This window comes from Stenotrophomonas sp. Steno-Z4 (assembly GCF_056393145.1).
The window spans coordinates 92580-118770 of the sequence record NZ_JBWJPC010000002.1 but is presented as its reverse complement, the minus strand read 5'-3'; the positions used below and the strand labels follow the sequence as shown (position 1 = coordinate 118770).

Below are 26191 nucleotides of genomic sequence, written 5' to 3'. Positions count from 1 at the left end.
GGCGGTAGCGCACGACCGTTGGTCGTGCGGCAGCATGATCGCCGGGGACCTGCCAGAAGCCGACCCACCGGGCCCTGCCCGGCTGCGCCTTCACCGCGGGTACGCCAGCAGCACCACCAGATCCTGCTCACCCCGCTGCTGCAGCGCGTGCAGGCTGCCCACCCGGGTAAGCAGCGCGTCGCCGGCCGCCACGTCGTACTGTTTGCCATCCAGTACGTAGCTGCCCTGCCCGCTGACGATGTAATAGATCTCGTCCTTGTGCTGCGGGTGCAGGCCGATGCCGGCGCCCTTGTGCAGCACGCGCTTGCGCAGCACGAACGGCAGGTCCTTGTCGTCGGCGAAGAACGGATACGCCGTGGTCGGGCCGGCACCGCCATGCGGACCGGGCTGGGTAATGGCGATATCGCGCTCATGGACAACCTTCGACGGCTTGGCCGGGTCAGCGCCCTGCCCTGCGGCCTGGCTGACATCGCAATCGATGTCGCGCTTCAAGGCCGGCTTCAGCGTTGGCTGCAACGCCACCCAGTCACGCAGCACCAGGCAGGCCACGGCGGTGGCACCGGCGGTACTGAAATGGGTGCCGTCGGCCTTGTTCTGTTCGGGTACGAACATGAAGTATGGCTTGGCGCCCTGCTCGCCCAGCGCGCGGATCCAGCGCGTGGAGCTGGCGTTGAGATCGATCAGCGCCACCTGTTCGCGCGCGGCCAGCTGCTTCACCGCCTGGGTGTACAGCCCGTGCGTGTCCAGCAGCGAACCGAAGTCGTACAGCAACCGCGCCACCGGGGTGATCAACACCGGCGTGGCGCGCTTGTCGCGGGCCAGCTGCACGTAGCGCATCAGGTACTGCGGGTAGGCGGTGTCCGGGTCGTCGTAACGGGTGGGGTCTTCGAATTTTGCGTCGTTGTGGCCGAACTGGATCAGCAGCACGTCGCCGGGCTGGATCTCGGCCGCAATCGCATCGAGGCGTTTTTCCTCGATGAAGCTGCGTGCGCTGCGGCCCGCCTTGGCGTGATTGCGGACCTGCCAGACGGCGGGGTCCAGATAACTCGGCAGGGCCTGGCCCCAGCCCATCAGCGGCGCGCGTTCGGGGCCGTAGTCGGCAGCGGTGGAATCGCCGGCAATGAAAACACGCTGCGGCGCCGCGTGTGTGGTGACCGCCGCGAACAACAAAAGCATCGGGAGCAGGAAGCGGGGCATGTTCGGGCTCCAGGAGGGCCGGCCAACGGCCGGCGCTACCGTCAGGACGTTTGGCGGGGGTACCGACCAACCGTCGGTACCTACCGGTCTTGCGCCGCGGGTTCGCGGCCGACGATCTGATCCCGGTAGGTATCGACCGTTGGTCGATACCCATGCATCACCGAGCCAGCCAACCACCGTCAACGGGAATTACCGAACCGTTGACGTAATCCGACGCGCTGGACGCCAGGAACACCGCCGTACCGGCGAGGTCTTCCGGAGTACCCCAACGCCCGGCCGGAATGCGGTCGAGGATGGACTTGTTGCGGTCCTGGTCGGCGCGCAGGGCGGCGGTGTTGTCGGTGGCCATGTAACCCGGGGCGATCGCGTTGACGTTGATGCCCTTGTTGGCCCACTCATTGGCCAGCAGGCGGGTGATGCCGGCGATGCCGCTCTTGCTGGCGGTGTACGACGGCACCCGGATTCCGCCCTGGAAGGACAGCATCGAGGCGATGTTGATGATCTTGCCGCGGCCCTGCGCGATGAAGTGGCGGCCGGCGGCCTGCGAGATGAAGAACGCGGACTTGATGTTGACGTTCATCACGTCGTCCCAGTCCTGCTCGCTGAAGTCCACCGCATCGGCGCGGCGGATCAGGCCGGCGTTGTTGACCAGGATATCCAGGCCACCCAACCCTTCGATGGTTTCGCGGATCACCCGCTCCACCGGCTCGATGCTGATCAGGTTTGCTTCCACCGCCAGGCAGCGGCGGCCGAGCGCGGTGATCTTTGCGATGGTGTCGGTGGGCGGCGCGATGCCGGCCACGGCCACATCGGCACCGGCCTGGGCCAGCGCCACGGCGATGCCCTGCCCCAGGCCGGTGTTGCCACCGGTAACGAGGGCGACCTTGCCTTCCAGACTGAACGGATTAGCCATTGCAGTTACGGTCCTTATCCAATGCGGTGTGGGTTACTTGAGCTGGCAGATGTCCAGCACGTGCATGTCGGTGTAATCCAGGTTTTCGCCGCCCATCGCCCAGATGAAGGCGTAGTTGCTGGTGCCGGCACCCATGTGGATCGACCACGGCGGCGACACCACCGCTTCGTTGTTCTGGATCACGATGTGGCGCTGCGCGTCCGGCTCGCCCATGAAGTGGTACACGCGGTCGTTCTGGCCCAGGTCGAAGTAGAAATAGACCTCGCTGCGGCGGTCGTGCAGGTGCGGCGGCATGGTGTTCCAGACGCTGCCCGGCTTCAGCACGGTCAGGCCCAGCAGCAGCTGCGAGGACTGGCAGGTGGCCGGCACGATGTACTGGTAGATGGTGCGCTCGTTGCTGGTTTCCAGCGCGCCGCGCTCCAGCGCAACCGCATCCTTGATGGACAGCTGCTTGGTCTCGAAGCGCGCGTGCGCCGGGGTCGAGGCCAGGTAGAACTGCGCCGGGTTGGCGGCATCATCGGAGGCGAATACCACCTCTTCGCTGCCCATGGCCACGTACAGGCCGTCCTTCGGGCCCAGCGTGTACACGGTGCCGTCGACGGTGACGGTGCCGCTGCCGGCGCCGACGTTGATGATGCCCAGCTCGCGGCGCTCCAGGAACGCATGGCCAGCAGCGGAGGCCGGTTCGGTCTGCTTCGGCAGCGCCACCGGGCCCTTCACCGGGGCCGCACCGCCGAGCACGAAGCGCTCGTAGTGGGTGTACTTCAGGGTCACCGCGTCGGCATTGAACAGGCCGTCGAGCAGGTACAGCTCACGCAGGTCGTCGTTGCTGGCGCCCTTGATGGCGTCGGGATGGGTAGCGTAGTGGGTCTTGCAGTACATGGCGTCTCCAGAGCAGGGGTGGGCCGACGGGGCGGCCCCGGCGCGATTTCCCCCATTCTAGCCAAGGAGGAAACCGGTGTCATTTTGCATTGCGGGATCGGTGGGAAGTCACGACCAACGGTCGTGACCTACAGCGTGGAATCATCTCGTGGGGCGTTCGGCCGGATGGGCTGCCTTGCCGGTAGGTCACGACCGTTGGTCGTGACCCGCACCGTCCCGTCAGTCCTCCGGCGGTTGGCACGAATCGCGCACGATCAGGTGCGGGCGCACGCTGGCGATCTGCAGCGCGGCCTGGCCGTCGGGCTGGACCAGCATCGCGGCGGCGGTGCGGCCGGTGTCGCGGGTGTGGCGGCGCACCGAGGTCAGCGACGGCCACAGGCGCGAGGCCAGCGGGCTGTCGTCGTAGCCGATGATGGACAGCTGGCGCGGAATGTTGATGCCCGCGCGCAGCGCCACCTTGTAGATACCGGCGGCCATTTCATCGTTACCGGTGAAGATCGCGGTCGGGCGCTGCTTGCCCAGCAGCAGTTTCTCGGCGGCGGCCACGCCCGATTCGAAGGTATAACCGGCTTCCACGATGCGCCCCGGCGGCAACTCGATACCGCGCTGGGCGAGGGCGTCGATGAAGCCGGCGGTGCGCTCGTGCGCCGATCGGTAGGCGCTGGGGCCGGTGACCAGCGCGATGTCGCGGTGGCCCAGCGACAGCAGGTAATCGGCCGCTTCGGCGGCGCCGTCGCGGTCGTGGGTCACCACCATCTGCGAGGTGTCATCCAGCGGCAGCGCGGCGATGCGGGTGAAGCGGCAGCCGATCTCATCGAGCATGTCCACCAGCGCCTGGTCTTCCGAGGCACGCGGCACGAGGATCACCCCGTGCAGCTTCTGCTGCTGCACGAAGCGGCGCACGCCTTCGATGTAGCCGGGGCTGCGCGAATCGCACGGGTGCACCACCAGCTCGAAGCTGGAGCCGCGCAGCGCGTCCAGCGCGCCGTACTGCATGTCCACGATGTACTGCGCGGTGGGGTTGTCGTAGACCATGCCGATCAGGAACGAACGGCGGAAGGCCAGCCCGCGCGCCAGCGGATCGGGCGTGTAGCCCACCTCGCGCATCAGCGTTTCCACCTTCTCACGGGTGTCCTTGCGCACCAGTGGCGAGTTGTTGATGATCCGCGAAACCGTTTTCTTGGATACACCCGACAGCCGCGCGATGTCATTGATCGTGGCGGCCTTGCCCTTGGTCAACCCGTGCGGTGAGGGGTCGGTCTTGCTGCGCAGTGACATGTGTTCAAACCATGAGAGGTCGAAGGAGTCTACCGGCGCCCTCAATCAAGGGCGCGGTAGCGGAACTGGCGGAAGGTCACCTTGCCGTCGCCGGCAGCGTACAGGGCCGGCTTCAGGGCGAGGAACTTCCCGGCCACATTGTGATGGTAGCCGGAGACTTCCATCTGAACCGGGTACTTCTGCCAGGTTTTGCCGTCGGTGCTGGAATGGATGGTCACGATGTGGCGGTTGTTGGTCACCCGCAGCCACAGCTTGCCGCCTTTGGCACTGGGGGCCAGGCGGGTGGGCCGCTCCTCGCCGTAGCGGTGCATGATGAACTTCTCGCCGTTGCTGCCCACGCCCACGTACAGCCGGTCGCTGTAGAAGAGCAGGGCACCGCCCACCGCGCCGGGCGCGATGTCCATTTCGACCTCGAACTGGTAAGCCTGGTCGCCGGCGATGGCGGTCAGCGGCGAGCTGTCCTTCGGGGTGTCGCCCTTGCCCTGCAGGGTCAGCCCGTTGGCGCTGAAGCCGAGGCGTTTGTACTCGTCCTGGGCCGGGTTGAAGAACGACCACTGCGCGCCCAGGGTCCTGCCGGTGAAGTCGTCCGACAGCGCCATGCCGTGCGGGCCCACCGACTCGCCCGAGGGCTTGGCCAGCGGCTGGCCGAGATCGCCACCCTTGGCCACGAACCAGCCATCGTCGGTCCACGCGATCGGTTCCAGCAGTGCCTGGCGGCCCAGGGTCCAGTAGCCGTTCTCGTAGCCGTGGTAGATCATCCACCAGCGCCCGTCGGTGCCTTCCACCACGGTGGCATGGCCACGCGACCACCACGGCTCACTGGCGGACTTCGTGCGGGTGATCGGGTTGTTCGGCGCGTTCACCCACGGGCCGTGGATCGAACGCGAGCGCGCGGTGATCACCATGTGCCCGGTCGGCGGACCGGCGGTGCCGCCCACGGCGGTGGTCATGTAGTACCAGCCGTTGTGAAAATTGATTTTCGGCCCTTCCTGCGCATAGGCCTCCACGTCCCAGCTTTCCGGGTACTTCCAGCCGTCGTAGACGTGTTTGGGCTTGCCCACCACGCTCAGGCCATCGTCGGCCAGCTGCACGTAGGCGCCGCCGCTGAGGAACAGGTAGCGCTTGCCGTCTTCGCCCACCGCATGGCCGGGGTCGATGTAACCGCCCAGCCCGATGTCGATCGGCTCGCTCCACGGCCCGCGGATGTTGTCCGACCACACCACGAAGTTGCTGCGGGTTTCGCCGGTGCGTGCCGGGAAGTAGATGAAGTAGCGGCCGTCGTGTTTGACGATGTCCGGTGCCCAGATCGCGCCGACATTCTTCGTGATCGCGTGGCCCAGCGGCTGCCAGTTCACCAGGTCGCGCGAATGCCAGATCGGCAGGCCCGGGTAGGCGTCGAAGGAGGACAGGGTGAGGTAGTAGTCGTCGCCATCCTTGAGCACCGACGGATCGGGGCGGTCGCCGGCGAACACCGGGTTGAGGAAGGTGCCGTTGCCCAGGTCGGCCTGGCGCTGGTTCTCGATGCCACGCTTCCACGACGTGGCCGGCACATCGGCGGCATGCAGGGCGCCGGCGAGCAGCAGGCCGGCGGTGGCCAACCCGGCCAGCAGGGTCTTCATACGCATGGGGTGTCTCCCTGGTTCGGTGCAGGACCCGCCCGCGAAGGCGGGTCCACATCCGCGATGGCGGCACGGGGCCGCCGCGCGGTCAGGCGCGCAGCAGCGCCGGCAGCCACAGCGACAGCTGCGGGAAGAAGGTGACGATGAACAGCACCGCCAGCGCCGCGAACCAGAACGGCCAGATCGACCGCATGCTTTCGCCCACGCTGATCTTGCCGATCGCCGTGCCGATGAACAGCACCGAGCCCACCGGCGGGGTCACCAGGCCCAGGCCGCCGGTCAGCACCAGCACCAGGCCGAAGTGGATCGGGTCGATCCCGTAGGCCTTGGCCACCGGCAGGAAGATCGGCGTGCAGATCAGGATCATCGGCGCCAGGTCCATGAAGGTACCCAGCAGCAGCAGCATCACCACGATCATCAACAGCACCATGAACTTGCTGTGCGCGAAGGACTGCAGGAACTCCACTGCGGCCGCCGGTACCTGCAGGTAGGCCAGCAGCCAGCCGAACACCGCCGCGGTAGCAATGACGAACAGGATCACGCCGGTGCTGCGCGCGGCATGGGTCACCGTGCCCAGGAACTCGCGCCAGTCGAGCTGGCGGTACAGCACCGTGGTCACGAGCAGGGCATACACCACGGCAATGGCCGCGCTTTCAACGGCGGTGAAGATGCCGGCACGGATACCCACGAAGATCAGCGCCACCAGGCCCAGGCCGGGCAGGGCCGAGACCATGCGCAGCAGCACCGCACGCCAGCCGGGGAACACTTCCACCCCGTAGCCGCGACGGCGCGCCACCACATAGCCGGTGACCATCAGTGCCACGGTCATCAGCAGCGCCGGCATGATGCCTGCCGCGAACAGGTCGGCGATGGACAGGCCACCACCGGCGGCGGCCGAGAACAGGATCAGGTTGTGCGACGGCGGCACCAGCAGCGCCACCAATGCAGCCGTGATGCTGACGTTTACCGCGAAGTCGCGGTCGTAGCCGCGCTTGACCATCTGCGGGATCATCGTGCCGCCGACCGCCGACACGTCGGCGATCGCCGAGCCCGATACACCGCCGAAGAACAGCGAGGACAGGATCGAGACCTGCCCCAGGCCGCCACGCAGGCGCCCGACCAGCGACGAGGCGAGCGCGATCAGGCGTTCGGAAATGCCGCCGCGCATCATGATTTCGCCGGCGAAGATGAACAACGGAATCGCAATCAGCGATGCCGAGCCGGTACCGGCCGAGATCTGCTGCACCAGCACCAGCGTCGGCAGGTCCAGGTACCACAGGGTTGCCAGCGCCGCCGCCGCCAGTGCGTAGGCCACCGGCACGCCGAGCAGCAGCAGCAGCGCGAATACAGTGAAAAGAATCGTAATACCCATGACTCAGCGGTCTCCCTCTGCTTCAGCGACGGCCGGTTGCACGGCCTGCACCATCTGGTTCACGGCGAACACCGCCATCAGTGCACCGCCAATGCACAGCGGCAGGTAGTTGATGCTCTGGGGCAGGTTGGCACCAGCCGCCTTGATATCCAGGCCATCCAGCAGCAGCACGCCGGCCCACCAGGCGATCACCACGCCCAGCACCGCGACCACCAGCGAGGCGAATACATCCACCGCGCGACGCAGGCCGGCGGGCATGTGCGCGGCCAGCAGGAAGAAGCCAAAGTGGCGACGGGTGTGCACGCCGGTGGCCGCGCCCAGGCTCATGGCGGTGGCCAGCAGCAGCAGGGTCACCGGCTCGGTCCAGCTGGGCGAATCGTTGATCACATAGCGGGCGAACACCTGCCAGCCCTGCACCACCACCAGCCCGAGCAGGGCAAGTACGGCGATGTAGATGGTGATGTCGGCAATGCCGTCGAGTGCGCGCTGCGGCAGCGTGCGCAGGTCGGCGGTGGTTTCGGAAGTCGGGTCGGACATCGCGGCAGGCCTCAGGCGAAGTCGCGGATGCGACGGGTGAGGGCGGCCAGCTCCGGCTGCTGCAGGTACTGCTGCAGCAACGGGTCGGCGGCCTTGCGGAAGGCCGGCATGTCGACCTCGTTGAACTGGATGCCGAAATCGGCCACGGCCTGGCGGGCGGTGCTTTCCGAAGCATCCCACTGCTGGCGCATCACCCCCACCGATTCGCGCGCGGTCTGCAGCAGCAGCTGGCGGTCTTCCGGACTGAGCGACTCGAAGCTGCGGCGCGACATCAGCAGCACGTCCGGCGCATACGAATGGTCGCTCTGCGACCAGTAGCGCGCAGCCTCGAAGTGGCGGCTGGAGTGGAAGCTGCGCATGTTGTTTTCCGCACCGTCGATCATGTGCGTTTCCATGCCCGAGAAGGTGTCGCCCAGCGACATCGGGGTCGGGTTGGCGCCCAGCAGGCGCATCAGCTGGATGAAGATGTCCGAGGAGGCCACGCGCAGCTTCAGGCCGTGCAGGTCCTTCGGTTCCACGATCGGGTGCTTGGTGTTGTAGAAGCAGCGTGCGCCGGAATCGTAGATCGCCAGCCCCACCAGGTCGCGGGTTTCAAAGCCGCGCAGCACGGTATCGGCCACGCCGCCGTCGAGCGCGCGGCGCATGTGCGCCACCGAATCGAACACGTAGGGCAGGCACAGCGCCTGGGTGAGCGGGAAGGCGTTGTTGAGCGCGCCGGAATACACGCGGGTAATGTCGATGACCCCGAAGCGGGCCATGTCGATCGCTTCCGATTCGCGGCCGAGCTGGCCCGAATGGTACTGGCGCAGCCGCAGGCGGCCGCCGGTCTTCGCTTCCAGCTGCTGGCCGATCCACTTCACCGCGGTCACGGTGGGGTAGTCGGCCACATGCACATCGGTTGCGGTCAGCAGGCGCGCGCCATCGGGCGCGTCACCGTTGGAACGTGAACACCCGGCCGACAACAGGGGCACGCTGAGCGCGCCCACGCTGGTGGCAAGGAAACTTCTGCGAGTAATCATCTGCGCCCTCCCAAGCGTACTCGCCATGGCCACCCGGTTACCCGGCGGCGATGGCCCTGCAGGTAATGTCGCCGTAACCGGCGAAACGGATCAGTGCCTGTTGGCCTACGGCGATGTCATGGATACCGGTGGCATTGCCACTGGCGATCAGATCGCCGGCCTTCAGCGGGCGCCCACGCTGGGCCGAACGGGCCAGCGCGAAGGCATACGCGGTGCGCAGGCCGCCCGGCAGCAGGGTGGCGCCACCGGTGCCTACCACTTCGCCTTCGATGCGGGTTTCGGCGCGCAGGTCGGCATCGTCCAGCGAGGTCCAGTCCGCAATCTCCGGGCCCAGCACCAGGCCGTTGTTGTTGCCGAAGTCCGACACCACTACGCGCGGGCCCAGCTTGTTGATCGTGGCGAGCGGGCTGCTGGCCACTTCCACGCCGATGAACAGCTTGGCGGGCAGGGCTTCTGCCTCTTCGGCGGTCCAGTGCAGCTTGTCGGCCGGGGCGTCCTGCTGCAGCTGGATCACGTACTCGGCTTCCACCGCGCCGAAGCCGCCGACGAACACCGGAATGTCCACTGTTCCACCGGTAGCATTCCAGAGCCGCTGAGAGAAGATCGGGCCCAGCAGACGGTCGTCGCCGGAGCCATCGCGGCGCTCGGCGGCGATGTAGCCGACCTTCCAGCCCACCACCTGGTCGTTCCAGAGCGCGATGGCCTGGTCCTGCACCTGGTAGGCGGTGACCAGGTCTTCCGGGATGGTTCCGGGGAAATCCGGCAGTGAACGGCCCTGCTGGCGGGCGGTGACGAACGCGTGGGCGATGTCGCCCAACCCTTGTTCTGGCAGGTCCTGTTTGCCTTGATCGTTGCTCAAGCGGGTCTCCCGGTGAATTGTTGCACTGCCCATCGACAGCACTTGGATGAGCTGTATATGGTAAACCGGTGTCATTGGCAATGTGCACCGCGTCAGAGCCTGCACGAGCCCGGCACGCTACCGTTTGCCCACCCCTGAGAGGACTGCCGCGGATGCGTTGTGCTGTGTTGATGTCCCTGCTGGCCGGCTGCCTGCTGGCCGCCGTTGCCCCACCGCCGGCCCAGGCCGTTGAGCGCCCGGTGCCGCAGAGCGAGCCCGCCTCCGGCACGCCCACCCGCATCGCGCTCTGGCCCGCCGGCAGGGTGCCCGGGGAACCCAAGCGCGCCGCAGTGCCCAACGTGGTCGAGCGCAGCGCCGACCCCGCGCTGCCGGACCGCTACATCGACAACGTCAGCGCGCCGTACCTGGTCGCCTACCGCCCGGCCAGACCCAACGGCACCGCCCTCCTGGTCATTCCCGGTGGCGGCTACCAGCGCATCGTGCTGGACAAGGAAGGCACCGCGCTGGTGCCGGCCTTCGTGGAGCAGGGTGGGGTAACCCTGTTCGTGCTGCGCTACCGGCTGCCGGCCGGGCGCGGGGACCGCCAGGCCGCACTGGCCGATGCACAGCGCGCGATACGGGTGATCCGCACTGGCGCAACGAAGTGGCAGCTGGATCCGCAACGGATCGGCGTGATCGGTTTTTCCGCCGGCGGCCATGTTGCTGCGCGGCTGAGCAACGGCTACGCCACCGCGCTGCCGGGCATCGGCGATGCCACCGATGCGCTCAGCGCGCGCCCGGATTTCGCGCTGCTGCTGTACCCGGTGATCGACATGGGCCGGCACGCGCACAGCGGCTCGCGCACCCGGCTGCTGGGCGAACACCCCACGCCCGCGCTGGAGCAGCAGTATTCGATGCAGGCGCAGGTCAGCGCGCAGACCCCGCCGACCTTCCTGGTCCACGCGCAGGACGACGACGTGGTCTCCGTGCACAACAGCCTGCTGTACTACCAGGCACTGCTGGCGGCGGGCGCGCCCAGTGAAATGCACCTGTTCGCACACGGCGGGCACGGCTTCGGTGTACGCCTGCCGCCCGCTGCGCTTGCCACCCAGTGGCCCACCCTTGCGCTGCACTGGATGCAGGCGCAGAACGGGGAGAAGGCGCCATGACGTACACCCCTGCCGACCTGCAGCGCCGCCGCTTCCTGCGCGACAGTGCGCGCTACGCAATGCTGCTGGCGGCCGGTACGTTGCCGCTGGCGTCATCGCTTGCAGGCGCGTCCACCGGCACCACCCCGACCGTTTCACTGGCGAAGGTGCGCGGCGGCCGCCTGCGCGGCCGGTATGACCAGGGCGTGCACCGTTTCCTTGGCGTGCCCTATGGCGCGGACACCGCGACCCGGCGCTTCCAGCCGGCACTGCCTGAACTGCCGTGGCGCGGGGTGCGCGATGCACTGGCCTACGGGCCGGCCGCGCCGCAGGGCAGCAAGGAGGACGGCCCCGGCAGCGAAGACTGCCTGTACCTCAACGTGTGGACGCCGGCGCTGCGCGACGGCAAGCCCCGGCCGATCCTGTTCTACATCCACGGTGGCGCCTACAACAACGGCTCCGGCAGCGACCCGCAGTACGACGGCAGCGCGCTGTGCCAGCGTGGCGATGTGGTGGTGGTCACCGTCAACCACCGGCTCAATGTGTTCGGCTACCTGTACCTGGCACAGCTGGGCGATGCGCGGTTCGCCGATTCGGGCAACGTGGGCCAGCTCGATCTGATCCAGGCCCTGCGGTGGGTGCGCGAACATGCGCACGAGTTCGGTGGCGATGCCGGCAACATCACCGTGTTCGGCCAGTCCGGCGGCGGCGCCAAGATCGCCACGCTGATGGCCATGCCCGCCGCGCGCGGCCTGTTCCAGCGCGCGTGGACCATGAGCGGCCAGCAGGTCACCGCGGCCGGCCCGCGTGCGGCCACCCAGCGTGCGCAGATCGCCATGCAGGCGGTAGGCGCACAGGATGTGGAGAGCTTGCTGGCGCTGCCGGTGTCGGCGCTGCTGGCGGCCACCCGCGCGCGCGATCCGTCGCGGGTGGAGAACACCAGCCTGTACTTCGGGCCCGTGGTCGATGGCGGCGCGCTGCCGGCACACCCGTTCTGGCCGCAGGCGCCCGAGCAGTCCGCCGGGATCCCCATGGTGATCGGCAACACCCACGACGAAACGCGCGCGTTCCTCGGCCACGACCCGGCCAACTTCGCGCTGACCTGGGAGACGTTGCCGGCCAGGCTGGAGAAGGAACAGTTCGTCGATCTGCTGCCATCGGTGGTGATCGCCGAGTATCGGCGCCTGTATCCGCACTACACGCCCTCTGATGTGTTCTTCGCCGCCACCACCGCCGGCCGCTCCTGGCGCGGGGCGGTGGAGGAACTGGAAGCACGCGCGCGGCAGGGCGCGCCCACCTGGGCGTACCAGCTCGATTGGGGCTCACCGCTGGACGGCGGCAGGCTGGGCGCTTTCCACACGCTGGATATCCCGCTGGTGTTCGACAACACCCGGGCAGAGGGTTCGCGCACCGGTGAAGCGGCCGACGCGCAGCGCATGGCGGCAGCGATGAGCGATGCCCTGATCGCCTTCGCCCGCACCGGCAACCCGCAGCACCCTGGGCTGCCGCAGTGGGAGCAATACGGGCTTGATCGCCGCCAGACGATGCTGTTCAACACCCCGCCACGGCTCGCTGACGACCCGCGTGGCGGCGAACGACGCCTGTACCAGCAGGCCCCGTTCGTACAGCGAGGCACGATGTAGCGACACGCCACGCGTGTCCCACGCATAGTCGGCCCCACTCCAAACAACGATAGGCAGCATCAACCGAACAACGAAATCCAATAGATTTCCGGCCAAAAAGCGGTAATCAGCCGTGATTCAGATCAAACATGTCCTTAACCTCCATCGCCTAGACTGGGGGCATGCAGGACCATTGCGATCTCTTTCCGCCGTTCCATGGCCGCGATCGATTGATAGCCGCCATCGATCACGCCGTGCAGCATGACGATCCCCAGCAGATCGCCAGAACCTTGCGTGGTGCGCTCTGCGAGGCCATTGCCGACAGCCGCATCCAGCTGCCGGCCTGCGTGCACCGCCCGATCAGCGACCACTACGCACGCCGCGAGCTGTACCGCAGCCCCGCGCACGGCTACAGCATCGTGGCGATGAGCTGGGCGCCGGGGCAGGGCACGCCGCTGCATGACCACAGCGGCCTGTGGTGCGTGGAAGGGGTGTGGCTGGGACAATTGGAAGTCACCCAGTACCGGCTGCTCGAACGCCGCGGTGAACGCTTCCGCTTCCAGGCCGAGCCGTCGGTGATCGGCGACTGCGGCAGCGCCGGCAGCCTGATTCCGCCGCACGAGTACCACACCATCCGCAACACCAGCGACGAGCGGCTGGCCATTTCCGTGCACGTCTACCAGGGCGAAATGACCCGCAGCGCGATCTTCGAACCCGACCACGACGGCTGGTACGAGCGCCGCATGAAGGAAATGGAAACCGACGCCGCGTGACGCGGCGTTGCCGCACCCGCAGTCATGCGGGTTGGATGCGCCACACCGCCTCTTCGCCTCTGCTGAAACGGGTGAGGGAGAAACGCGTTCCGGCGTAGACCTCCGTGGCGCTGGCGCCCTCGGGCAACTTCAACCGCCAGTTCGGCAACGACACCCGCGCTGTGGGAAATCCTACATGGAGTGCCCAGAACACCCCTGCGGCGTAGGCGATGACCAATTGCACCCGGCCCGTGCCGTCGCGGACTTCAACGTGGTCCACGCCGCCGTCCTGGTACTCCCGCACCCGCCAACCGTGAGTTGCGCCGGAAGCGTCAGGCTGTGGCGGCGGACATGCCTCGATCGGCACCGCCTCATCAATGTCGGCGACGTTGGTGTTCATAGGTGTTTCCCCAAGAGAGGTGGCGCTGTGCATCGGTGTGGTGATGACGACCAGATGCTATCTGCGGCCATTGGGGTGGTGCGTTGAAAAAGATCCTAGATTTGATGCAGGGTTCACCGCCAAGATGCCCGCATGTCGCCACATCCCGCCAAGGAACCGCTGCCCATGACGTCCCACCCCTTCCTGCAGGTCAACGTCTTCAGCACCGATCCGCTGCTGGGCAATCCGCTGGCCGTGGTGCTTGATGCCGATGGGTTGAGCGATGCGCGCATGGCCGCCTTTGCGCGCTGGACCAACCTGAGCGAGACCACGTTCGTATCGAAGCCCAACGACCCGCGTGCCGATTACCGCGTGCGGATATTCACTACGCTGGGCGAGCTGCCGTTCGCCGGGCATCCCACGCTGGGCAGCTGCCATGCATGGCTGGCCAATGGCGGCGTGCCGCATGGGGCGGAAATCGTGCAGGAGTGCGGGATCGGGTTGGTGCGGATCCGCCGCGATGCGGCCGGGTTGGCGTTCGAGGCGCCGCCGTTGCGGCGGGAAGGGCCGTTGGACCCGTCGTTGCGCGAGCAGGTGCGGGCGGGATTGGGGGTGGCCGTGGATGAACTGGTCGATGCGCAATGGGTGGACAACGGCCCGCCGTGGTTGGCGTTGCGATTGCGCAGCCGTGCGGCCGTGTTGGCGGTGCGCCCCGATTACGCGGCGTTGGATGGGCTGATGGTGGGCGTGTTCGCGGCGTGTGGCGAAGGCGACGCGGTGGATGCACAGTTTGAATCGCGCGCATTCATTGCCGGCGAGGCCGCACCAGAGGATCCGGTGACCGGCAGCCTCAATGCGGGTATCGCGCGGTGGTTGCTGCGGGAGAGCGCGGCGCCGGACCGGTATCTGATCAGCCAGGGCACGGTGATGGGTCGCGCCGGCCGCGTGCAGGTGGAACGGGTGGCGGATGCGCTGTGGATCGGGGGTGCCTGCGTGACGTGTATCGAGGGGACGGTGACGTTGTAGGCGGTCACTCGACCGCCACCACGTTGTTGAGCTGGGTCACTTCGGCGCCGCCATCGGCCAACATCACCCGCACCTTCAGGCCGCTGCGGTTGCCGGCCGGCAGGGGCAATGCCACCGTGGTTGTCTTGGGCACCAGATCCGTGGGCGCTGCCATCGCTGGAATCTCGATCCGCGCCAGCTCGCGCCCGCCCGCATCTTCCAGCACCGCCGTGCCCAACGGCGTGCCCACATGCCCCAGGCTGTGCACGGTCACGTGCACCTGGCGGCCATCCACGCGCACGTCGCCACGGCCTACCGCCAGGTCGGGCCGCTGTTCCACCGGCATGCCCGCCTGGATCAGCTCGAACTCCACCACCTGCGCCTGCCCTGGCGCGAAACGCAGTGGCACGGACGCGCTGCGCTCCAGCGTCACCTCGCGCACGTCGGCCCTGCCGTCGATCCGATCATCCCCGTCGCGATCGACCCCGCTGGTCATCCGCCAGCTCCCGGCGGTGACATTCCAAGTGCTCATCTGCGCATCCACCGCGCGCTTGCCGGTGTTGTAGGCAATCACCTTGAAGCGCTCGGTCGACGGCGCATGCACCAGCAACGCGACCTGCTCGGCTGCATCGGGCTGGGCGAAGCGCCAGCTCACCGTGTGGCCCGGCCAGCTCTGGTTGCGCTTGAGCGCGATACCGCCCAGGCGGGCGCGCTGCAGGAACTCGCTCGGTGCTTCGACGCGGTCGGACCACCAGTGGCCTTCGGTGTTCATGTACTCGCGCTGCGCCTTGGCCTGGATGCCATCGGCGTGCAGCGCCTCCAGGTACTTCTTGTCACCAGTGGCCTGCCACGCCATCAGGCTGGAGAACCCGGTGTTGCCGGCGTCGGCATCGGCGACCAGGCCGGGGTTCCACTCCGCGCCCTTGCCCAGCACCTCGACGAAGTTTTCGCCCAGGTTGGCCAGTGCGCCAGGGCCACCCCGCTGCACGCGGTAGTCCAGCGCCTTCAGGTACTTGTCGTCGCCACTCCAGCGCCACGCCGCCCAGAACGTGTGCATGACATCGCCGCCGCCGGAACCGTTGTTGAGCTCACCGCCGCGCACCTTGCCCGTGGCCCAGTTGATCTCGTTGGGCAGCGCCCAGCGGCCCTTGTCGTCGGTGTAGGCGTGGGCCAGGTAGCTGTCGGCCAGTCCGGTGACCAGCTTGCGGCCGGTCGGGTCAGCGTTGTACTGGCCCATCAGGAAGGCCGGGTGCAGCGCCGGGAACGAATACGGCTTCTGCCACTGCCAGTTCGGCTCGCGGTAGACCTTGTTGCCGCCGAACCAGTTGCTGGAAAACAGCAGGTGACCCTGCGGGTTGGGCAGGATGATGCGCTCGTCGAACGCCTTCACCGTTTCCATCAGGCGCTCCACCGTGAGCGGGTCGCCCCAGTTGAGGTAGAGCATGGCGCTGTTGGCGTTGATGCCTTCCTCGTAGGCGTGCAGCTCATCGGTTTCGATGGTGCTCAAGCCATTGGAGAACATGCCGTTGCGGTACACCGCGTCGGACAGCGCGGTGAGAGAGCGGTTGAGCCGGTCCGGCTCCACGCCCATCAGCGCCAGGCCCGGCCACTGCTGGGTCAGGTCGGTGTCGTCGGAGATGCCGCCGCCGAAATCGCCGTAGGCGATCTGGCGGTTGTCGATCCACCAGTCCACGAAGCGGCGCACGTACTTCAGGTCTTCGGTCTGGCGGAACGCCCACAGCGGCACGCCCTTGGGCGCATCGGGCTGGGTGAACGGCGGTTTGCCCTGGCTGTTGTAGCTGATGTAGTTCCAGTACAGCCGCCCCAGTTCGTGGTCCGGGTCGACCCGCAGCAGGTCGGTCAGGTCCGCGTACACGCGCGCATACAGGCGCTGGCGCTTGGAGGTGGTGTGCTCTTCGACCAGGAAGCCCCAGTTGTCGCGGGCCTGGTTGAAGCGGTCGGCTACATGTTCCTTTTTCGCTTCGGCGCGATCCTTGTACACCATGCGGATTTCCGCGCCGTCCAGCGAGCCGGCGTTGAATCCGGGCGCACCGGAAGCGATGCTGATCCACAGGCTGTCGGCGGTGAGGATGCGGTCGCGCAGGTCCAGCCACAGCGTGCGCTTCTCGTTCGGCTTCACCGACACCGACACGTCGATCATGTCGCGCGCCGGCCAGATCGGGTCCTTGATGCGGATGTTGAGCGGAATGAGCCCGTGCTTCGCCGCCGGCAGGTCCAGCGCAGGCAGGTCGATGGCCACGCCGTCCAGCCCGTCATGCATGTTTTCCCAGCTGTGCGCCCAGCTGCGGATCAAGGGCTGCGCAGCGGGGGCGTCGCCCACGCCGGAAGGAATCAGCACGTGCACGATCGGCAGCGGGTTGGCCGGCAGCGTATCGGCCGCACGCCGCCGCGAACCTGCGCCCTTGGGCAGGGCCATCACGGTGCTGCGTTCGGCCGCCGGATAGCGGCCGTCGATGTAGTCGCGCAGCGCGGTGATGTTGAGGTAGTCGGGCAATGCCTGGCTGTCGATCAGGTAACGCTGCTTGACGGTGCCGGTCGGCTCGGGCGCGTCGCTGACCTGGTAGGCCCAGATTTCCTGGATGGGGGTTTCCTGCGCGGTGTTGCGGAAGTGCAGCACCCCGCCGGTCTGCGCCGGAATCTGGTCGACGCTGCGCACCACGCCCTGCGGGCGCTGCAGCAGCGTTGTGGCCGCCGCGCTGCCCGCGCTGTGACTGAGCGCGCCAAAGGCCGCGCCGCGCACTTCGATGCGGTTGACGGTCTCACCCTCAGGCAGGGTCAGGTCCAGCTGCTGCCCGCCTTCCACGTAGGTGTTCCAGTCGGGCAGCTGGAAATAGTCGTTGCGACCGGGCAGGCGCGAGCGGTTGTACACGCCCGGCCAGGTGGTCTCGGCGATGCCGTCGGTAGCCTTCCACATCCACTGCTTGTGGTCTTTGGTGTCGGCGAACTCGATCTTGCGGATGGTGGTGGTCGGGCTGGCCAACGCGGGCGGAGCGGCGCTGTCCCAGCCGAAGCGATGGTTCCACGCGCGCATCGCGCCGGTATCGGCGACGGCGGTGCTCGGTGCCTTGTTCGCCGCCAGCGCGGACATTCCGGCGGGATCCAGCAGCCGGTCGTACACCCGGATCTCGTCGACATCGCTGCCGCGCAGGAAGTTATAGCGGCTCTGCACCTGGTAGGGCGCCATCACCCGGCCGGCCAGGCCGAGCTGGTCCAGCGCCGCATCGTAATCGGCGGTGGTTTCCTGGCGGGCGACCTCTTTGCCGTCCACGTACAGGCGCACGCCGTGGTTCTCGTCCCAGCCGAAGGCGATGTGCTGCCACTGCTCTGGCGACGGAAGGGCATCCAGTTTGAATGACACGCGGGTGCGTGCCAGGTTGGCGTCGGTCACGAAGGCATCGAAGCCGTGGCCGTTCCAGTCGATGCGCAGCCAGGCCATGTCCCAGCTGCTGTGGTCGGCATAGCCGACCCGGAAAATCACGAACGGCGCTTCACCCACCGCGTAGCGGGGGCGCCAGAAGAAGCCCAGGGTGCCGCGTTGTGCCTGGATGTTGCCCGGCGCGTTCCACGACAGCACGCCGTCGTCTTCCCACTGGATGGCAGCACCGTGCGCGCCATCGGGCACGCGTTTGACCTTGTCCTGGAAGTTCGGAACCGCCTCGCCTTGCGCGGTATCGGCGGTGAAGCCGTTGTCGGCCGACACATGGAACAGCAGCTGCGGCGCGCCCTGTGCCCAGGCGCCGGCACTGCCTCCCAGCAGCAGCAACATCAGGCTGGCGGAAAGGCGGATACGGCGGGGCGAACGGACAACGTGCAGCGGCATGGCAGGTTCCTTTCGACAACTCAGCAGTACGGCAGTGGCGTTGGAGAGCGGCACAACGCAGTGCACGTGCGCTGCGCGCAGGCGCGCGGACATCCCCGCCGCACGCCTGCACGCAGCACACGCTAGCAAAGCAGCGGTTCCCCAACATCTTGCGTCGCAGCAGCGGCGGCGTGCACGTGCACGCCGCCGCCGGGTCTGCGATGGATCAGAACTTGTAGCGCGCGCCCAGCATGAACTGCCGGCCGGTTTCGGTGTACTGCAGCGGCAGGCGACCGGTGGCCGGCGAGTACACCCACTCGTCGCTGGCTTCGTTGGTCAGGTTCATGCCTTCCAGGCTCAGCTCCAGCTTGTCGCTGATCGCGTAGCGGATCGAGGCGTCGATGAAGGTGGTGCCGGTCATGCCGTGGGTACCATCCACGTTGAAGCCTGCTTCGGTGCCCGGCACCTGGGTCAGGTAGTCGTCGCGGTTGGTGGCCGAAACGCGGCCGGAGAACACCTTGCCTTCGTAGAACAGCGTGGCGTTCCAGCTCGACTTGGACAGACCGGTCAGGTCGGCCTTCATCACCGGCTGGCCGCTGGAGTTGATGTACTGGATCTGCGATTCAACCCAGGTGTAGTTCAACTGGATGCCCAGGTTGGACCAGTTGCCCGGCAGGAAGGTGAAGGGCTGGGTGTAGTTCGCTTCCACACCGTGCAGCTCGCCACCGGGGGTGTTGACCGGCTTGGTGTAGGTGAAGTCATCGGCCGGCGAGGCGCCGGTACCGATCAGCAGCTCGGCCGGCAGGCCGCTGGCGCTGTAGGGCGCCACTTCGCGGGTGGTCTGCACGAAGCTTTCGATGTCCTTGTAGAACAGGCCGATACCGGCCATGGCGCCTTCGCTGAAGTACCACTCGAAGCCCAGGTCCACGTTGGTGGCCCGGATCGGGTCGAGGTTCGGGTTGCCGCTGGAGATCGTGCGCGCACCGCCGGCCACGGCCACCGTGGCGCCCGGAGTCAGGCTGCCCAGGCCCGGGCGGCTCATCACCTTGGCCGCACCCAGGCGGATCAGGAAGTCCGGTGCCACTTCGGCCACCACGTTGAACGAAGGCAGGGTGTCGTCGTAGCTGCGGTCCACCGTGGTGGACACGGTGCCGGTGGCCAGCGTGGAAAGACCGGTGGAGCTCTGCTTGGTCTTGACGTAGCGCACACCGAAGTTGCCGGAGAACGGAATGCTGCCCAGGTCGGTGGAGAATTCGCCCATCAGGTAACCGCCGCGGTCTTCCTCATCCACGCTGCGCACGTTGTTGGCGCGCGGGGCGACGGCGAAGATGCCCGAGTTGCTGTAGATGTCGAACTGGTCTGCAATGGCGTCCAGGTTCGGCACGACCCACTGGTCAGGCGTACCGGTGATGCCCTTCAGGCCGGCCTGCTCGGTCATGTCCACCGGCACGATCTTGGTGCCGTTGGGGAAGTTGGGCACGGCCAGTTCGCTGGCGCGGCGCAGTTCCACGGTGCTGAAGGTGTAGTTCTTGGCCAGGATGCCGCCCTTCAGGCGGAAGCCGGGGCTGATGTTCCAGTTGAAATCGACCTGGCCGGTGTCGAAGTCATTGTCGACGTACTGCGGGCGCAGGCGGATTTCCGCCAGTTCCCAGCCCGCCGGGTTGGTCGGGTCGATGCCGTAGTTCAGCTTCGGGAACCGGCTGTTGCCCCGGTAGTCGTAGCTGTAACCATCCACATCGTACTTGTCCATGATGATGGTGGTCTGGATCGGGTTCTCGTGCTTCGAGCGCGAGATGCCGACCTTGCCGGACAAGGTGAAGTCATCGCCGAAGCGGTGCTGGCCGTTCAACGCGATCTGCTTGAACTCGGTGCTCCACTCGTCGTGGCGGTTTTCGGTGCGGATGTCGACGTTGTCGAATTCACCGTAGACCAGCGCGTTGTTCTCGATCACGCCGTCCTTGACGATCATGTTCGGCTTGCCGACCAGGCGCGGGGTGCTGCTGGTGCCGCGGCTGAAGGAAATGGCTTCGATGTAGTGCTCGTCGCGCTCGGCGTCGATCTTCGAGTACAGCGCATCCAGCGAGATTTCAGTGGCGTCGGTCGGCTTCCACTGCAGGGTGCCGGTCACGCCCAGGCGCTTCTGCTCGTGTTCCATCTGCACGTAGCGCGGGAAGCGCGGGTGGTAGACGTTGGCCGATCGCGCGGCGGCGAACGGCGAAGACGCGCTGAAGTTGCCGTTGCTCGGGCCGTTGGCCCAGCGGCCGGTGTTGGAACCTTCTTCCAGTGCCTGGCGCTCGGAATAGGCCACCGACAGCAGGCCCCCGAAGGTGCCATCGGCCCAGGTGTTGGAGATCAGCGCGGCGACGCGCGGGTCGGCCTTCTGGGCCATGGCGTTGTAGCTGGCCTGGCCGCTGGCGGCGAAGGTGTAGCCGTCGTAATCGAACGGGCGCGCGGTGCGCAGGTCGACCGTGGCGCCCAGCGAGCCTTCTTCCACGTCGGCCGACGCGGTCTTGCGCACGATCAGCTGCGAGAACAGGTCCGAGGCGAACACGTTGAAGTCGAAGCCACGGCCGCGGTTGGTGCCGCCGCTCTGGTCGCCCGCGCCTACCGTGGTCAGCGCTTCCATGCCGTTGATGCGGACGCGGGTGAAATCCGGACCCAGGCCGCGCACCGAGATGTTGCGGCCTTCACCGGCTTCACGGGTGATGACCACGCCCGGCACGCGCTGCAGCGACTCGGCCAGGTTCAGATCGGGGAACTTGCCGATATCCTCGGCAACGATGGCGTCGACCACGCCCGATTCGCTGCGCTTGATGTCCAGCGCCTTCTCGACACTGGCGCGGTAGCCGGTGACGGTGACGGTATCCAGGTCGGTGGCTGTGGCCGGGGCAGGATCCTGCGCCAGGGTGGTACCGCTCAGCGCCAGGCCGATGGACAGGGCGAGCAAGGTAACCGGTGTCTTTTTATGGATGTTTCGATATTGCATGTTTTCCCTCTCCCAAGGTGCTACATGAAACAGCTATCCGGCGACATGTCAGTGCAATGACACCGCTGGTCAGGGCGGACGTTAACAGTCCGTTGGAGATCGGGCATCTTGCACCGCAACAGACTTTCAATGTCCCGTAGACGCTTGCGGGACATAGGTTCCGACAAACCGGCCGGGTAGACGAAGGCCGCCGCACCGCTAGAATGACACCGCTAGCCATTACTGTCCGGGCCCTGACCCGCAGGTCATGCCCACCACGAAGGGATCCATCGCCATGAGTCGTGTTGTCTGTTTCGGGGAGTTGTTGCTGCGCATGAGCGCGCCGGGCCGTGAGCTGCTGCTGCAGACGCCGCAGCTGGCCGTGCATGCCGGCGGCGCGGAGGCCAACGTGGGGGTTTCGCTGGCCCACTTCGGGCACACCGTGCAGATGGTCAGCACGCTGCCGGCCAACCCGCTGGGCCAGTTCGTGGCCGGGGAACTGCGAAAGCATGGCGTGGGCACCTCCACTGTGCAGACCCGTCCCGGCCGCATGGGACTGTACTTCCTCACCACCGGGGCGGTGCAACGCGCCAGCGAAGTAGTCTACGACCGCGTGGACTCTGCCTTCTCGCTGGGCACGGCGGCCGACTATGACTGGGATGCGCTGCTGCGCGGCGCGCAGTGGCTGCACCTGTCCGGGGTGAGCCCGGCGCTGAACCCGGCGATGGCCGAGGCGACCCTGGTCGCAGCGCGCGCGGCGTGCGAGCGCGGGGTCAAGGTCTCCTTCGACGGCAACTTCCGCCCGTCGCTGTGGGCGCGCTGGGAAGGCGATGCACCGCGCATCCTGCGCGAGCTGTTCGGCTGCGCCACGGTGGCGTTTGCCGACTACCGCGATATCGGCGTGGTGCTGGGCGGGCAGTTCGAGCAGCCCGCGCTGGCCGACCGCGTGGACGCCGCTGCGATACAGGCCTTCGCCGCCTTCCCGCGCCTGCAGTGGATGGCGTGCACGCAGCGCACCCCGGTCAGCGTGGATCACCACACGCTCGGCGCGATGCTGCTGGGCCGCGACGGCACCCGCGCGGTGGCGCCCGCGCGCGAATTGATCGGCATCGTCGACCGCATTGGCGGCGGCGATGCATTCGCTGCCGGCATCCTGCATGGCATGATGCAAGGGTTCGAACCGGACATGATCGTGCGTTTCGGCCTGGCCGCGGCCAGCCTGAAGCATTCCATCCCCGGTGATTTCAACCCCGTCAGTGAAGCTGACGTACTGGCCCTGACGGGCGAGGAGCGATTCGATGTCCGGCGCTGATCCGCGCGTACGCGCAGTCCTGAAACTGGCCCCGGTGATTCCGGTGTACACCCCTGCAAGCGTGGACGAGGCGGTGCATGTCGCCCAGGCGCTGTTCAACGGCGGGCTGCCGGTGATCGAGGTGACCCTGCGTACCCCCATTGCAATGGAGGCGATCCAGGCGATGGTGGAGGCTGTGCCCGATGCGGTGGTCGGTGCCGGTACCGTGCTGACCGCCACCCAGATGGAGCGGGTCAAGGCCGCAGGTGGCCGCTTTGCGGTGGCGCCCGGTGCGACCGAACGGCTGTACGCCGCCGCGCGCGATACCGACCTGCCGTTCCTGCCGGGCGTGGCCACCTCGTCCGAGCTGATGCTGGGGCTGGAGCACGGGCTGGATACGTTCAAGTTCTTCCCTGCGGTGCAGGCCGGTGGCACGGCAATGCTGTCGGCATGGAACGGCCCGTTCGGCGATGTGCGGTTCTGCCCGACCGGCGGAATCAGCGCGCAGACCGCGCGCGATTTCCTGCACCTGCCCAATGTGCTGTGCGTCGGTGGGTCCTGGTTGACCACGCGGGCGCTGCTGCAGGCGCGCGATTGGGCGGGGATCGAGGAACTGGCGCGGGCATCGGCGGCGCTGGTGGGCTGAGCGCGATGTCCGCGCTGTCCACCGCGAAGACCGTAGTGCTCTCGGTGCTCTGCGTCGTCGTGGCGCTGTTCGTGCTGGGCATGGTGAGCGGTGCCGGTGGATGGATCGCGCCCTGGCTGGGGTTGGGCGAGGGCGAGGTGCGGCTGGCGTGGGACCTGGGCTGGACGATCCTGGGTGGCATTGCCGCTACGGCATTTGCGGCGCGCTATGCGCCCATGTGGCCGTACGTACATGGCGGCGTGGTGTGGGTATTGATTGCCGCCGCGTCCGTGTTTGCCGCGTGGGACCTGGGCAGCGATTACCCGTTCTGGTTCGTGGTGTCGCTGTTGGTGTCGTTGCCGGTGCAGGCGATTGGAATCTGGTTGGGGGCGCGATATCGGCCTCGGTGAGTCCGCGCCCCCGATCACAGCGTAGGCAACACCTGCTTGACCTGATCGATCCCTTCCCAGGGATCTTTCTTCAGCTTCTGCGCACGCTGCAGCGCCTTGGGCAACGGAAACGCATCGGCGGCGGTGATGCGTCCCAGCTCTTCCCAGCGCAGCGGCACTGCCACGCCGGCTGATGGCCTGGCACGCAGCGACCATGAACACACGCTTGTGGCACCGCGCGCATTGCGCAGCCAATCAATGAAGATCACGCCGGTGCGCTTGGCCTTGCTCATCGTGGCCACGTAGCGATCCGGTGCGTGCTCGGCCATTGCCTGGGCGAACGATTCGCAGAAATCCTTGGCCTGCGCCCAATCCGCCTTGGGCGTGAGTGGCACCACCACGTGGATGCCCTTGCCGCCGGACAGGCGTACGAAGCTCTCCAGCCCGATCTCCTGCAGGCGGTCGCGCACATCGCGTGCCGCAGCCTTGATCGCTGTCCAGGTCACGCCCTCACCGGGATCCAGGTCGAACACCAACCGGTCAGGATGCTCGGGGTCGTCCACGCTGGCGCCCCACGGGTGCAGCTCCAGGGTGTTCATCTGCACCAGCTGCAGCAGGCCTTCGGTGTCTTCGATATAGAGGTAGTCCTCGCGGCCGCTCTTCTGCTCCAACGGGATGGATTCCACCGCATCGCCCAGGCCGGTGCCGTGGTGCTTCTGGAAGAAGCACTGCTTGTCCACGCCATCGGGGCAGCGCAGCAGTGACAGCGGGCGGCGGGCGACCTCGGGCAGGATCCAGCGCGCCATCTGCCGGTAATAGTCGGCGACGTCGCCCTTGGTCAGTCTGGCTTTGGCGAACACCACACGTTCGGGGTGCGAGATGGTCACGCCGTCGGCGTAGCGATCAGGCGCTTTCGCCTTTGCGGGTGCCTTGGTGGCCTTCGCGGCCTTGGCAGGTACCGCAGTGGCCGCCGCGCCCAGCTCCTTGGCCGTCTTGTCTTCGCGCAGCCGCTTGAAGCTGGCCTGCCGCAGCAGCCCTTCCTTGGCCCAGCCACGGAAGGCGACTTCGGCTACCAGCGTGGGGTTGACCCAATGCACGCTGCTCGCCTTGAACGGCACGTGCGAGGGCAGTTCCACGGCGGCCTTGTCGGTATCCAATGCCTTCAGCTGGCGGTGCATCGCAGCCAGCTTGGCATCATCGAAGCCGGTACCTACGCGGCCCACATAACGTAGACCGCCTTTGTCGGGCGCAGCCATCAACAGTGAGCCGAAGCCACTGCGCGATCCCTTCGGGTCGGTGTATCCCACCACCAGGAACTCATCGGTGTTCTCGTGCTTCACCTTCACCCAGCTGGGCGAGCGCGCGTTGACGTACGGCGCATCCACGCGCTTGCTGATGATGCCTTCGAAACCGGCCTTGCCGCTTGCCTCGAATACCGCCGGGCCGTGATCGAGCACGTGGTCGCTGTATGCCAGTGTGCCGGGCGTGTCACCCAGCAGGTCCTTCAGCAGTGTCTTGCGATCCAGCAGCGGCGCGCGGCTGATATCCACACCGGCCACGCCGGGCATGTCGAACACCACGTAGCGCAGCGGCTGCCTGGCGGTGCCGTCAATCACTTTCTGCAGGCCGGTGAAATCGCTGCGGCCCTGCGCATCCAACACCACCAGTTCGCCATCCAGGCGCAGGTCGGTGACCGGCAGTGCCTGAATGGCCTGCACCACTTCCGGGAAATCTTCCGTCCAGTTCAAGCCGTTGCGCGAGCGCAGCGCCACCACGCCATCGCGCAGATCGGCCAGCAGGCGGTAGCCATCCCACTTGATCTCGTGCAGCCAGGTTTCGCCGTCGGGTGCAGTGTCGCGGTGATCGGTGAGCTGGGGTTTGAAGTCGTGGGGATAGGGCTTGTCGCGTGCATGCTGCAGCGACAGCGCGCGTTTTGCCCAGCGCGCGTCGGCATTGCGGCGTGCACCCGGTTTGATCGTCCTTGTCGTCCTGGAAGAGCGGCTGGAGCTTGTCTTTGTGGTCACACCTTCCTCCAGCAGCGCGTCCGCGTCGGTATCGCGCGCCTCTTCGTCATCACGCTTGATCAGCAGCCACTGATGCTGCTTCCCTTTCATGTTGGTGCGCACCAGCTTCCAGCCGCCCTTGAGCCGGCTCCCATGCAGCACGAAGTCGACTTTGCCGGCGGCGATCGCCTCCAGCGGGTCGCCATCACAGGCCCACGTGCCGTGGTCGTAGACATCCACATGCCCGGCGCCGTAGTGGCCTTCGGGAATATCGCCCTCGAACGTGGCGTAGGACAGCGGGTGGTCTTCCACCTCCACCGCCAGCCGCTTCTCGCCCACGCGCAGCGACGGTCCCTTCGGCACCGCCCAGCTCTTCAGCACGCCATCGGCTTCCAACCGGAAATCGTAGTGACGTGCGCTGGCGTGATGCAGCTGCACCACGAAGATGGGGCGGCGCGCGACGGCGCCCCGGCGCTCATCATCGGGTTCGGGGGTTTCACCGAAGCGGCGCTTGCGCCGGTACTCCTGCAACGACAT

20 protein-coding genes are annotated in these 26191 nt (G+C 67.0%); 7 read left to right on the top strand and 13 right to left on the bottom strand.

Annotation, left to right across the window (positions count from 1 at the left end; genetic code table 11):
- Nucleotides 1-90 precede the first annotated feature (90 nt).
- The 9 genes from AC06E7_RS06985 to AC06E7_RS06945 all read right to left on the bottom strand — a co-directional run bounded on the left by AC06E7_RS06985 (nucleotide 91) and on the right by AC06E7_RS06945 (nucleotide 9676).
- Nucleotides 91-1197, bottom strand: a complete 1107-nt coding sequence (locus tag AC06E7_RS06985) for a GDSL-type esterase/lipase family protein (protein ID WP_478063742.1) — start codon at nucleotides 1195-1197, stop codon at nucleotides 91-93.
- A 157-nt stretch (nucleotides 1198-1354) separates the two neighbouring features.
- Nucleotides 1355-2110, bottom strand: coding sequence for a 2-dehydro-3-deoxy-D-gluconate 5-dehydrogenase KduD (gene kduD, locus AC06E7_RS06980; RefSeq protein WP_093535379.1), 756 nt, complete (start codon nucleotides 2108-2110; stop codon nucleotides 1355-1357).
- Between the two features lie 33 nt (nucleotides 2111-2143).
- Entirely contained in the window at nucleotides 2144-2992 is an 849-nt protein-coding gene (gene kduI / locus AC06E7_RS06975; protein ID WP_093535381.1) for a 5-dehydro-4-deoxy-D-glucuronate isomerase, read from the bottom strand.
- A 219-nt stretch (nucleotides 2993-3211) separates the two neighbouring features.
- Nucleotides 3212-4270 carry a LacI family DNA-binding transcriptional regulator gene (locus tag AC06E7_RS06970; RefSeq protein ID WP_093535383.1) on the bottom strand — a complete coding sequence of 353 codons (1059 nt, stop codon included), beginning with the start codon at nucleotides 4268-4270 and terminating at the stop codon, nucleotides 3212-3214.
- A gap of 41 nt (nucleotides 4271-4311) precedes the next feature.
- Nucleotides 4312-5889, bottom strand: coding sequence for a family 43 glycosylhydrolase (locus tag AC06E7_RS06965; RefSeq protein ID WP_478064181.1), 1578 nt, complete (start codon nucleotides 5887-5889; stop codon nucleotides 4312-4314).
- Nucleotides 5890-5977: 88 nt separating this feature from the next.
- Entirely contained in the window at nucleotides 5978-7261 is a 1284-nt protein-coding gene (locus tag AC06E7_RS06960; RefSeq protein WP_478063739.1) for a TRAP transporter large permease, read from the bottom strand.
- A gap of 3 nt (nucleotides 7262-7264) precedes the next feature.
- Nucleotides 7265-7798, bottom strand: coding sequence for a TRAP transporter small permease (locus AC06E7_RS06955; protein ID WP_478063737.1), 534 nt, complete (start codon nucleotides 7796-7798; stop codon nucleotides 7265-7267).
- Between the two features lie 11 nt (nucleotides 7799-7809).
- The gene (locus tag AC06E7_RS06950) at nucleotides 7810-8817 is read right to left on the bottom strand and encodes a TRAP transporter substrate-binding protein (RefSeq protein ID WP_184126329.1); all 1008 of its coding nucleotides are present in this window, start codon (nucleotides 8815-8817) and stop codon (nucleotides 7810-7812) included.
- 37 nt (nucleotides 8818-8854) lie between these two features.
- The gene (locus AC06E7_RS06945) at nucleotides 8855-9676 is read right to left on the bottom strand and encodes a 2-keto-4-pentenoate hydratase (RefSeq protein WP_217537827.1); all 822 of its coding nucleotides are present in this window, start codon (nucleotides 9674-9676) and stop codon (nucleotides 8855-8857) included.
- Nucleotides 9677-9846: 170 nt separating this feature from the next.
- On the opposite strand from AC06E7_RS06945, the gene AC06E7_RS06940 reads away from it, so the two are divergent.
- The 3 genes from AC06E7_RS06940 to AC06E7_RS06930 all read left to right on the top strand — a co-directional run bounded on the left by AC06E7_RS06940 (nucleotide 9847) and on the right by AC06E7_RS06930 (nucleotide 13198).
- Nucleotides 9847-10824, top strand: a complete 978-nt coding sequence (locus AC06E7_RS06940) for an alpha/beta hydrolase (protein WP_478063735.1) — start codon at nucleotides 9847-9849, stop codon at nucleotides 10822-10824.
- Nucleotides 10821-12446: a carboxylesterase/lipase family protein gene (locus tag AC06E7_RS06935; RefSeq protein ID WP_478063733.1), complete on the top strand. Its 1626-nt coding sequence runs from the start codon at nucleotides 10821-10823 to the stop codon at nucleotides 12444-12446. The genes AC06E7_RS06940 and AC06E7_RS06935 overlap by 4 nt, the downstream gene beginning before the upstream one ends.
- 161 nt (nucleotides 12447-12607) lie before the next feature.
- Nucleotides 12608-13198: a cysteine dioxygenase family protein gene (locus AC06E7_RS06930; RefSeq protein ID WP_210132922.1), complete on the top strand. Its 591-nt coding sequence runs from the start codon at nucleotides 12608-12610 to the stop codon at nucleotides 13196-13198.
- A gap of 22 nt (nucleotides 13199-13220) precedes the next feature.
- On the opposite strand, the gene AC06E7_RS06925 is transcribed toward AC06E7_RS06930, so the two are convergent.
- Nucleotides 13221-13577, bottom strand: a complete 357-nt coding sequence (locus AC06E7_RS06925) for a hypothetical protein (protein WP_478063731.1) — start codon at nucleotides 13575-13577, stop codon at nucleotides 13221-13223.
- A 165-nt stretch (nucleotides 13578-13742) separates the two neighbouring features.
- On the opposite strand from AC06E7_RS06925, the gene AC06E7_RS06920 reads away from it, so the two are divergent.
- The gene (locus tag AC06E7_RS06920) at nucleotides 13743-14582 is read left to right on the top strand and encodes a PhzF family phenazine biosynthesis protein (protein WP_478063730.1); all 840 of its coding nucleotides are present in this window, start codon (nucleotides 13743-13745) and stop codon (nucleotides 14580-14582) included.
- 4 nt (nucleotides 14583-14586) lie between these two features.
- On the opposite strand, the gene AC06E7_RS06915 is transcribed toward AC06E7_RS06920, so the two are convergent.
- Nucleotides 14587-18348: a LamG-like jellyroll fold domain-containing protein gene (locus tag AC06E7_RS06915; RefSeq protein ID WP_478064179.1), complete on the bottom strand. Its 3762-nt coding sequence runs from the start codon at nucleotides 18346-18348 to the stop codon at nucleotides 14587-14589.
- 259 nt (nucleotides 18349-18607) lie between these two features.
- On the bottom strand, nucleotides 18608-21367 hold the full coding sequence (locus AC06E7_RS06910; protein WP_184126336.1) for a TonB-dependent receptor: 2760 nt from the start codon (nucleotides 21365-21367) through the stop codon (nucleotides 18608-18610).
- A 274-nt stretch (nucleotides 21368-21641) separates the two neighbouring features.
- On the opposite strand from AC06E7_RS06910, the gene AC06E7_RS06905 reads away from it, so the two are divergent.
- Genes AC06E7_RS06905 through AC06E7_RS06895 form a run of 3 tightly spaced genes read left to right on the top strand, consistent with a single transcriptional unit; the run spans nucleotide 21642 to nucleotide 23672 of the window.
- Nucleotides 21642-22658: a sugar kinase gene (locus AC06E7_RS06905; RefSeq protein ID WP_478063728.1), complete on the top strand. Its 1017-nt coding sequence runs from the start codon at nucleotides 21642-21644 to the stop codon at nucleotides 22656-22658.
- Nucleotides 22645-23283, top strand: coding sequence for a bifunctional 4-hydroxy-2-oxoglutarate aldolase/2-dehydro-3-deoxy-phosphogluconate aldolase (gene eda, locus AC06E7_RS06900; protein WP_478063726.1), 639 nt, complete (start codon nucleotides 22645-22647; stop codon nucleotides 23281-23283). Before AC06E7_RS06905 ends, eda begins: the two co-directional genes overlap by 14 nt.
- A 5-nt stretch (nucleotides 23284-23288) precedes the next feature.
- Complete coding sequence (locus AC06E7_RS06895; RefSeq protein WP_478063725.1) at nucleotides 23289-23672, top strand: hypothetical protein; 384 nt, start codon at nucleotides 23289-23291, stop codon at nucleotides 23670-23672.
- 14 nt (nucleotides 23673-23686) lie between these two features.
- Here AC06E7_RS06895 and ligD read toward each other — a convergent pair whose 3' ends face one another.
- Nucleotides 23687-26191: a DNA ligase D gene (gene ligD / locus AC06E7_RS06890; RefSeq protein ID WP_478063724.1), complete on the bottom strand. Its 2505-nt coding sequence runs from the start codon at nucleotides 26189-26191 to the stop codon at nucleotides 23687-23689.

Excerpts from the sequence above, each read along its gene's own strand:
- AC06E7_RS06985 (WP_478063742.1), bottom strand. The coding sequence starts at position 1,197 with ATGCCCCGCTTCCTGCTCCCGATGCTTTTGTTGTTCGCGGCGGTCACC.
- kduD (WP_093535379.1), bottom strand. The coding sequence starts at position 2,110 with ATGGCTAATCCGTTCAGTCTGGAAGGCAAGGTCGCCCTCGTTACCGGT.
- kduI (WP_093535381.1), bottom strand. The coding sequence starts at position 2,992 with ATGTACTGCAAGACCCACTACGCTACCCATCCCGACGCCATCAAGGGC.
- AC06E7_RS06970 (WP_093535383.1), bottom strand. The coding sequence starts at position 4,270 with ATGTCACTGCGCAGCAAGACCGACCCCTCACCGCACGGGTTGACCAAG.
- AC06E7_RS06965 (WP_478064181.1), bottom strand. The coding sequence starts at position 5,889 with ATGAAGACCCTGCTGGCCGGGTTGGCCACCGCCGGCCTGCTGCTCGCC.
- AC06E7_RS06960 (WP_478063739.1), bottom strand. The coding sequence starts at position 7,261 with ATGGGTATTACGATTCTTTTCACTGTATTCGCGCTGCTGCTGCTGCTC.
- AC06E7_RS06955 (WP_478063737.1), bottom strand. The coding sequence starts at position 7,798 with ATGTCCGACCCGACTTCCGAAACCACCGCCGACCTGCGCACGCTGCCG.
- AC06E7_RS06950 (WP_184126329.1), bottom strand. The coding sequence starts at position 8,817 with ATGATTACTCGCAGAAGTTTCCTTGCCACCAGCGTGGGCGCGCTCAGC.
- AC06E7_RS06940 (WP_478063735.1), top strand. The coding sequence starts at position 9,847 with ATGTCCCTGCTGGCCGGCTGCCTGCTGGCCGCCGTTGCCCCACCGCCG.
- AC06E7_RS06935 (WP_478063733.1), top strand. The coding sequence starts at position 10,821 with ATGACGTACACCCCTGCCGACCTGCAGCGCCGCCGCTTCCTGCGCGAC.
- AC06E7_RS06930 (WP_210132922.1), top strand. The coding sequence starts at position 12,608 with ATGCAGGACCATTGCGATCTCTTTCCGCCGTTCCATGGCCGCGATCGA.
- AC06E7_RS06925 (WP_478063731.1), bottom strand. The coding sequence starts at position 13,577 with ATGAACACCAACGTCGCCGACATTGATGAGGCGGTGCCGATCGAGGCA.
- AC06E7_RS06920 (WP_478063730.1), top strand. The coding sequence starts at position 13,743 with ATGACGTCCCACCCCTTCCTGCAGGTCAACGTCTTCAGCACCGATCCG.
- AC06E7_RS06915 (WP_478064179.1), bottom strand. The coding sequence starts at position 18,348 with ATGTTGCTGCTGCTGGGAGGCAGTGCCGGCGCCTGGGCACAGGGCGCG.
- AC06E7_RS06910 (WP_184126336.1), bottom strand. The coding sequence starts at position 21,367 with ATGCAATATCGAAACATCCATAAAAAGACACCGGTTACCTTGCTCGCC.
- AC06E7_RS06905 (WP_478063728.1), top strand. The coding sequence starts at position 21,642 with ATGAGTCGTGTTGTCTGTTTCGGGGAGTTGTTGCTGCGCATGAGCGCG.
- eda (WP_478063726.1), top strand. The coding sequence starts at position 22,645 with ATGTCCGGCGCTGATCCGCGCGTACGCGCAGTCCTGAAACTGGCCCCG.
- AC06E7_RS06895 (WP_478063725.1), top strand. The coding sequence starts at position 23,289 with ATGTCCGCGCTGTCCACCGCGAAGACCGTAGTGCTCTCGGTGCTCTGC.
- ligD (WP_478063724.1), bottom strand. The coding sequence starts at position 26,191 with ATGTCGTTGCAGGAGTACCGGCGCAAGCGCCGCTTCGGTGAAACCCCC.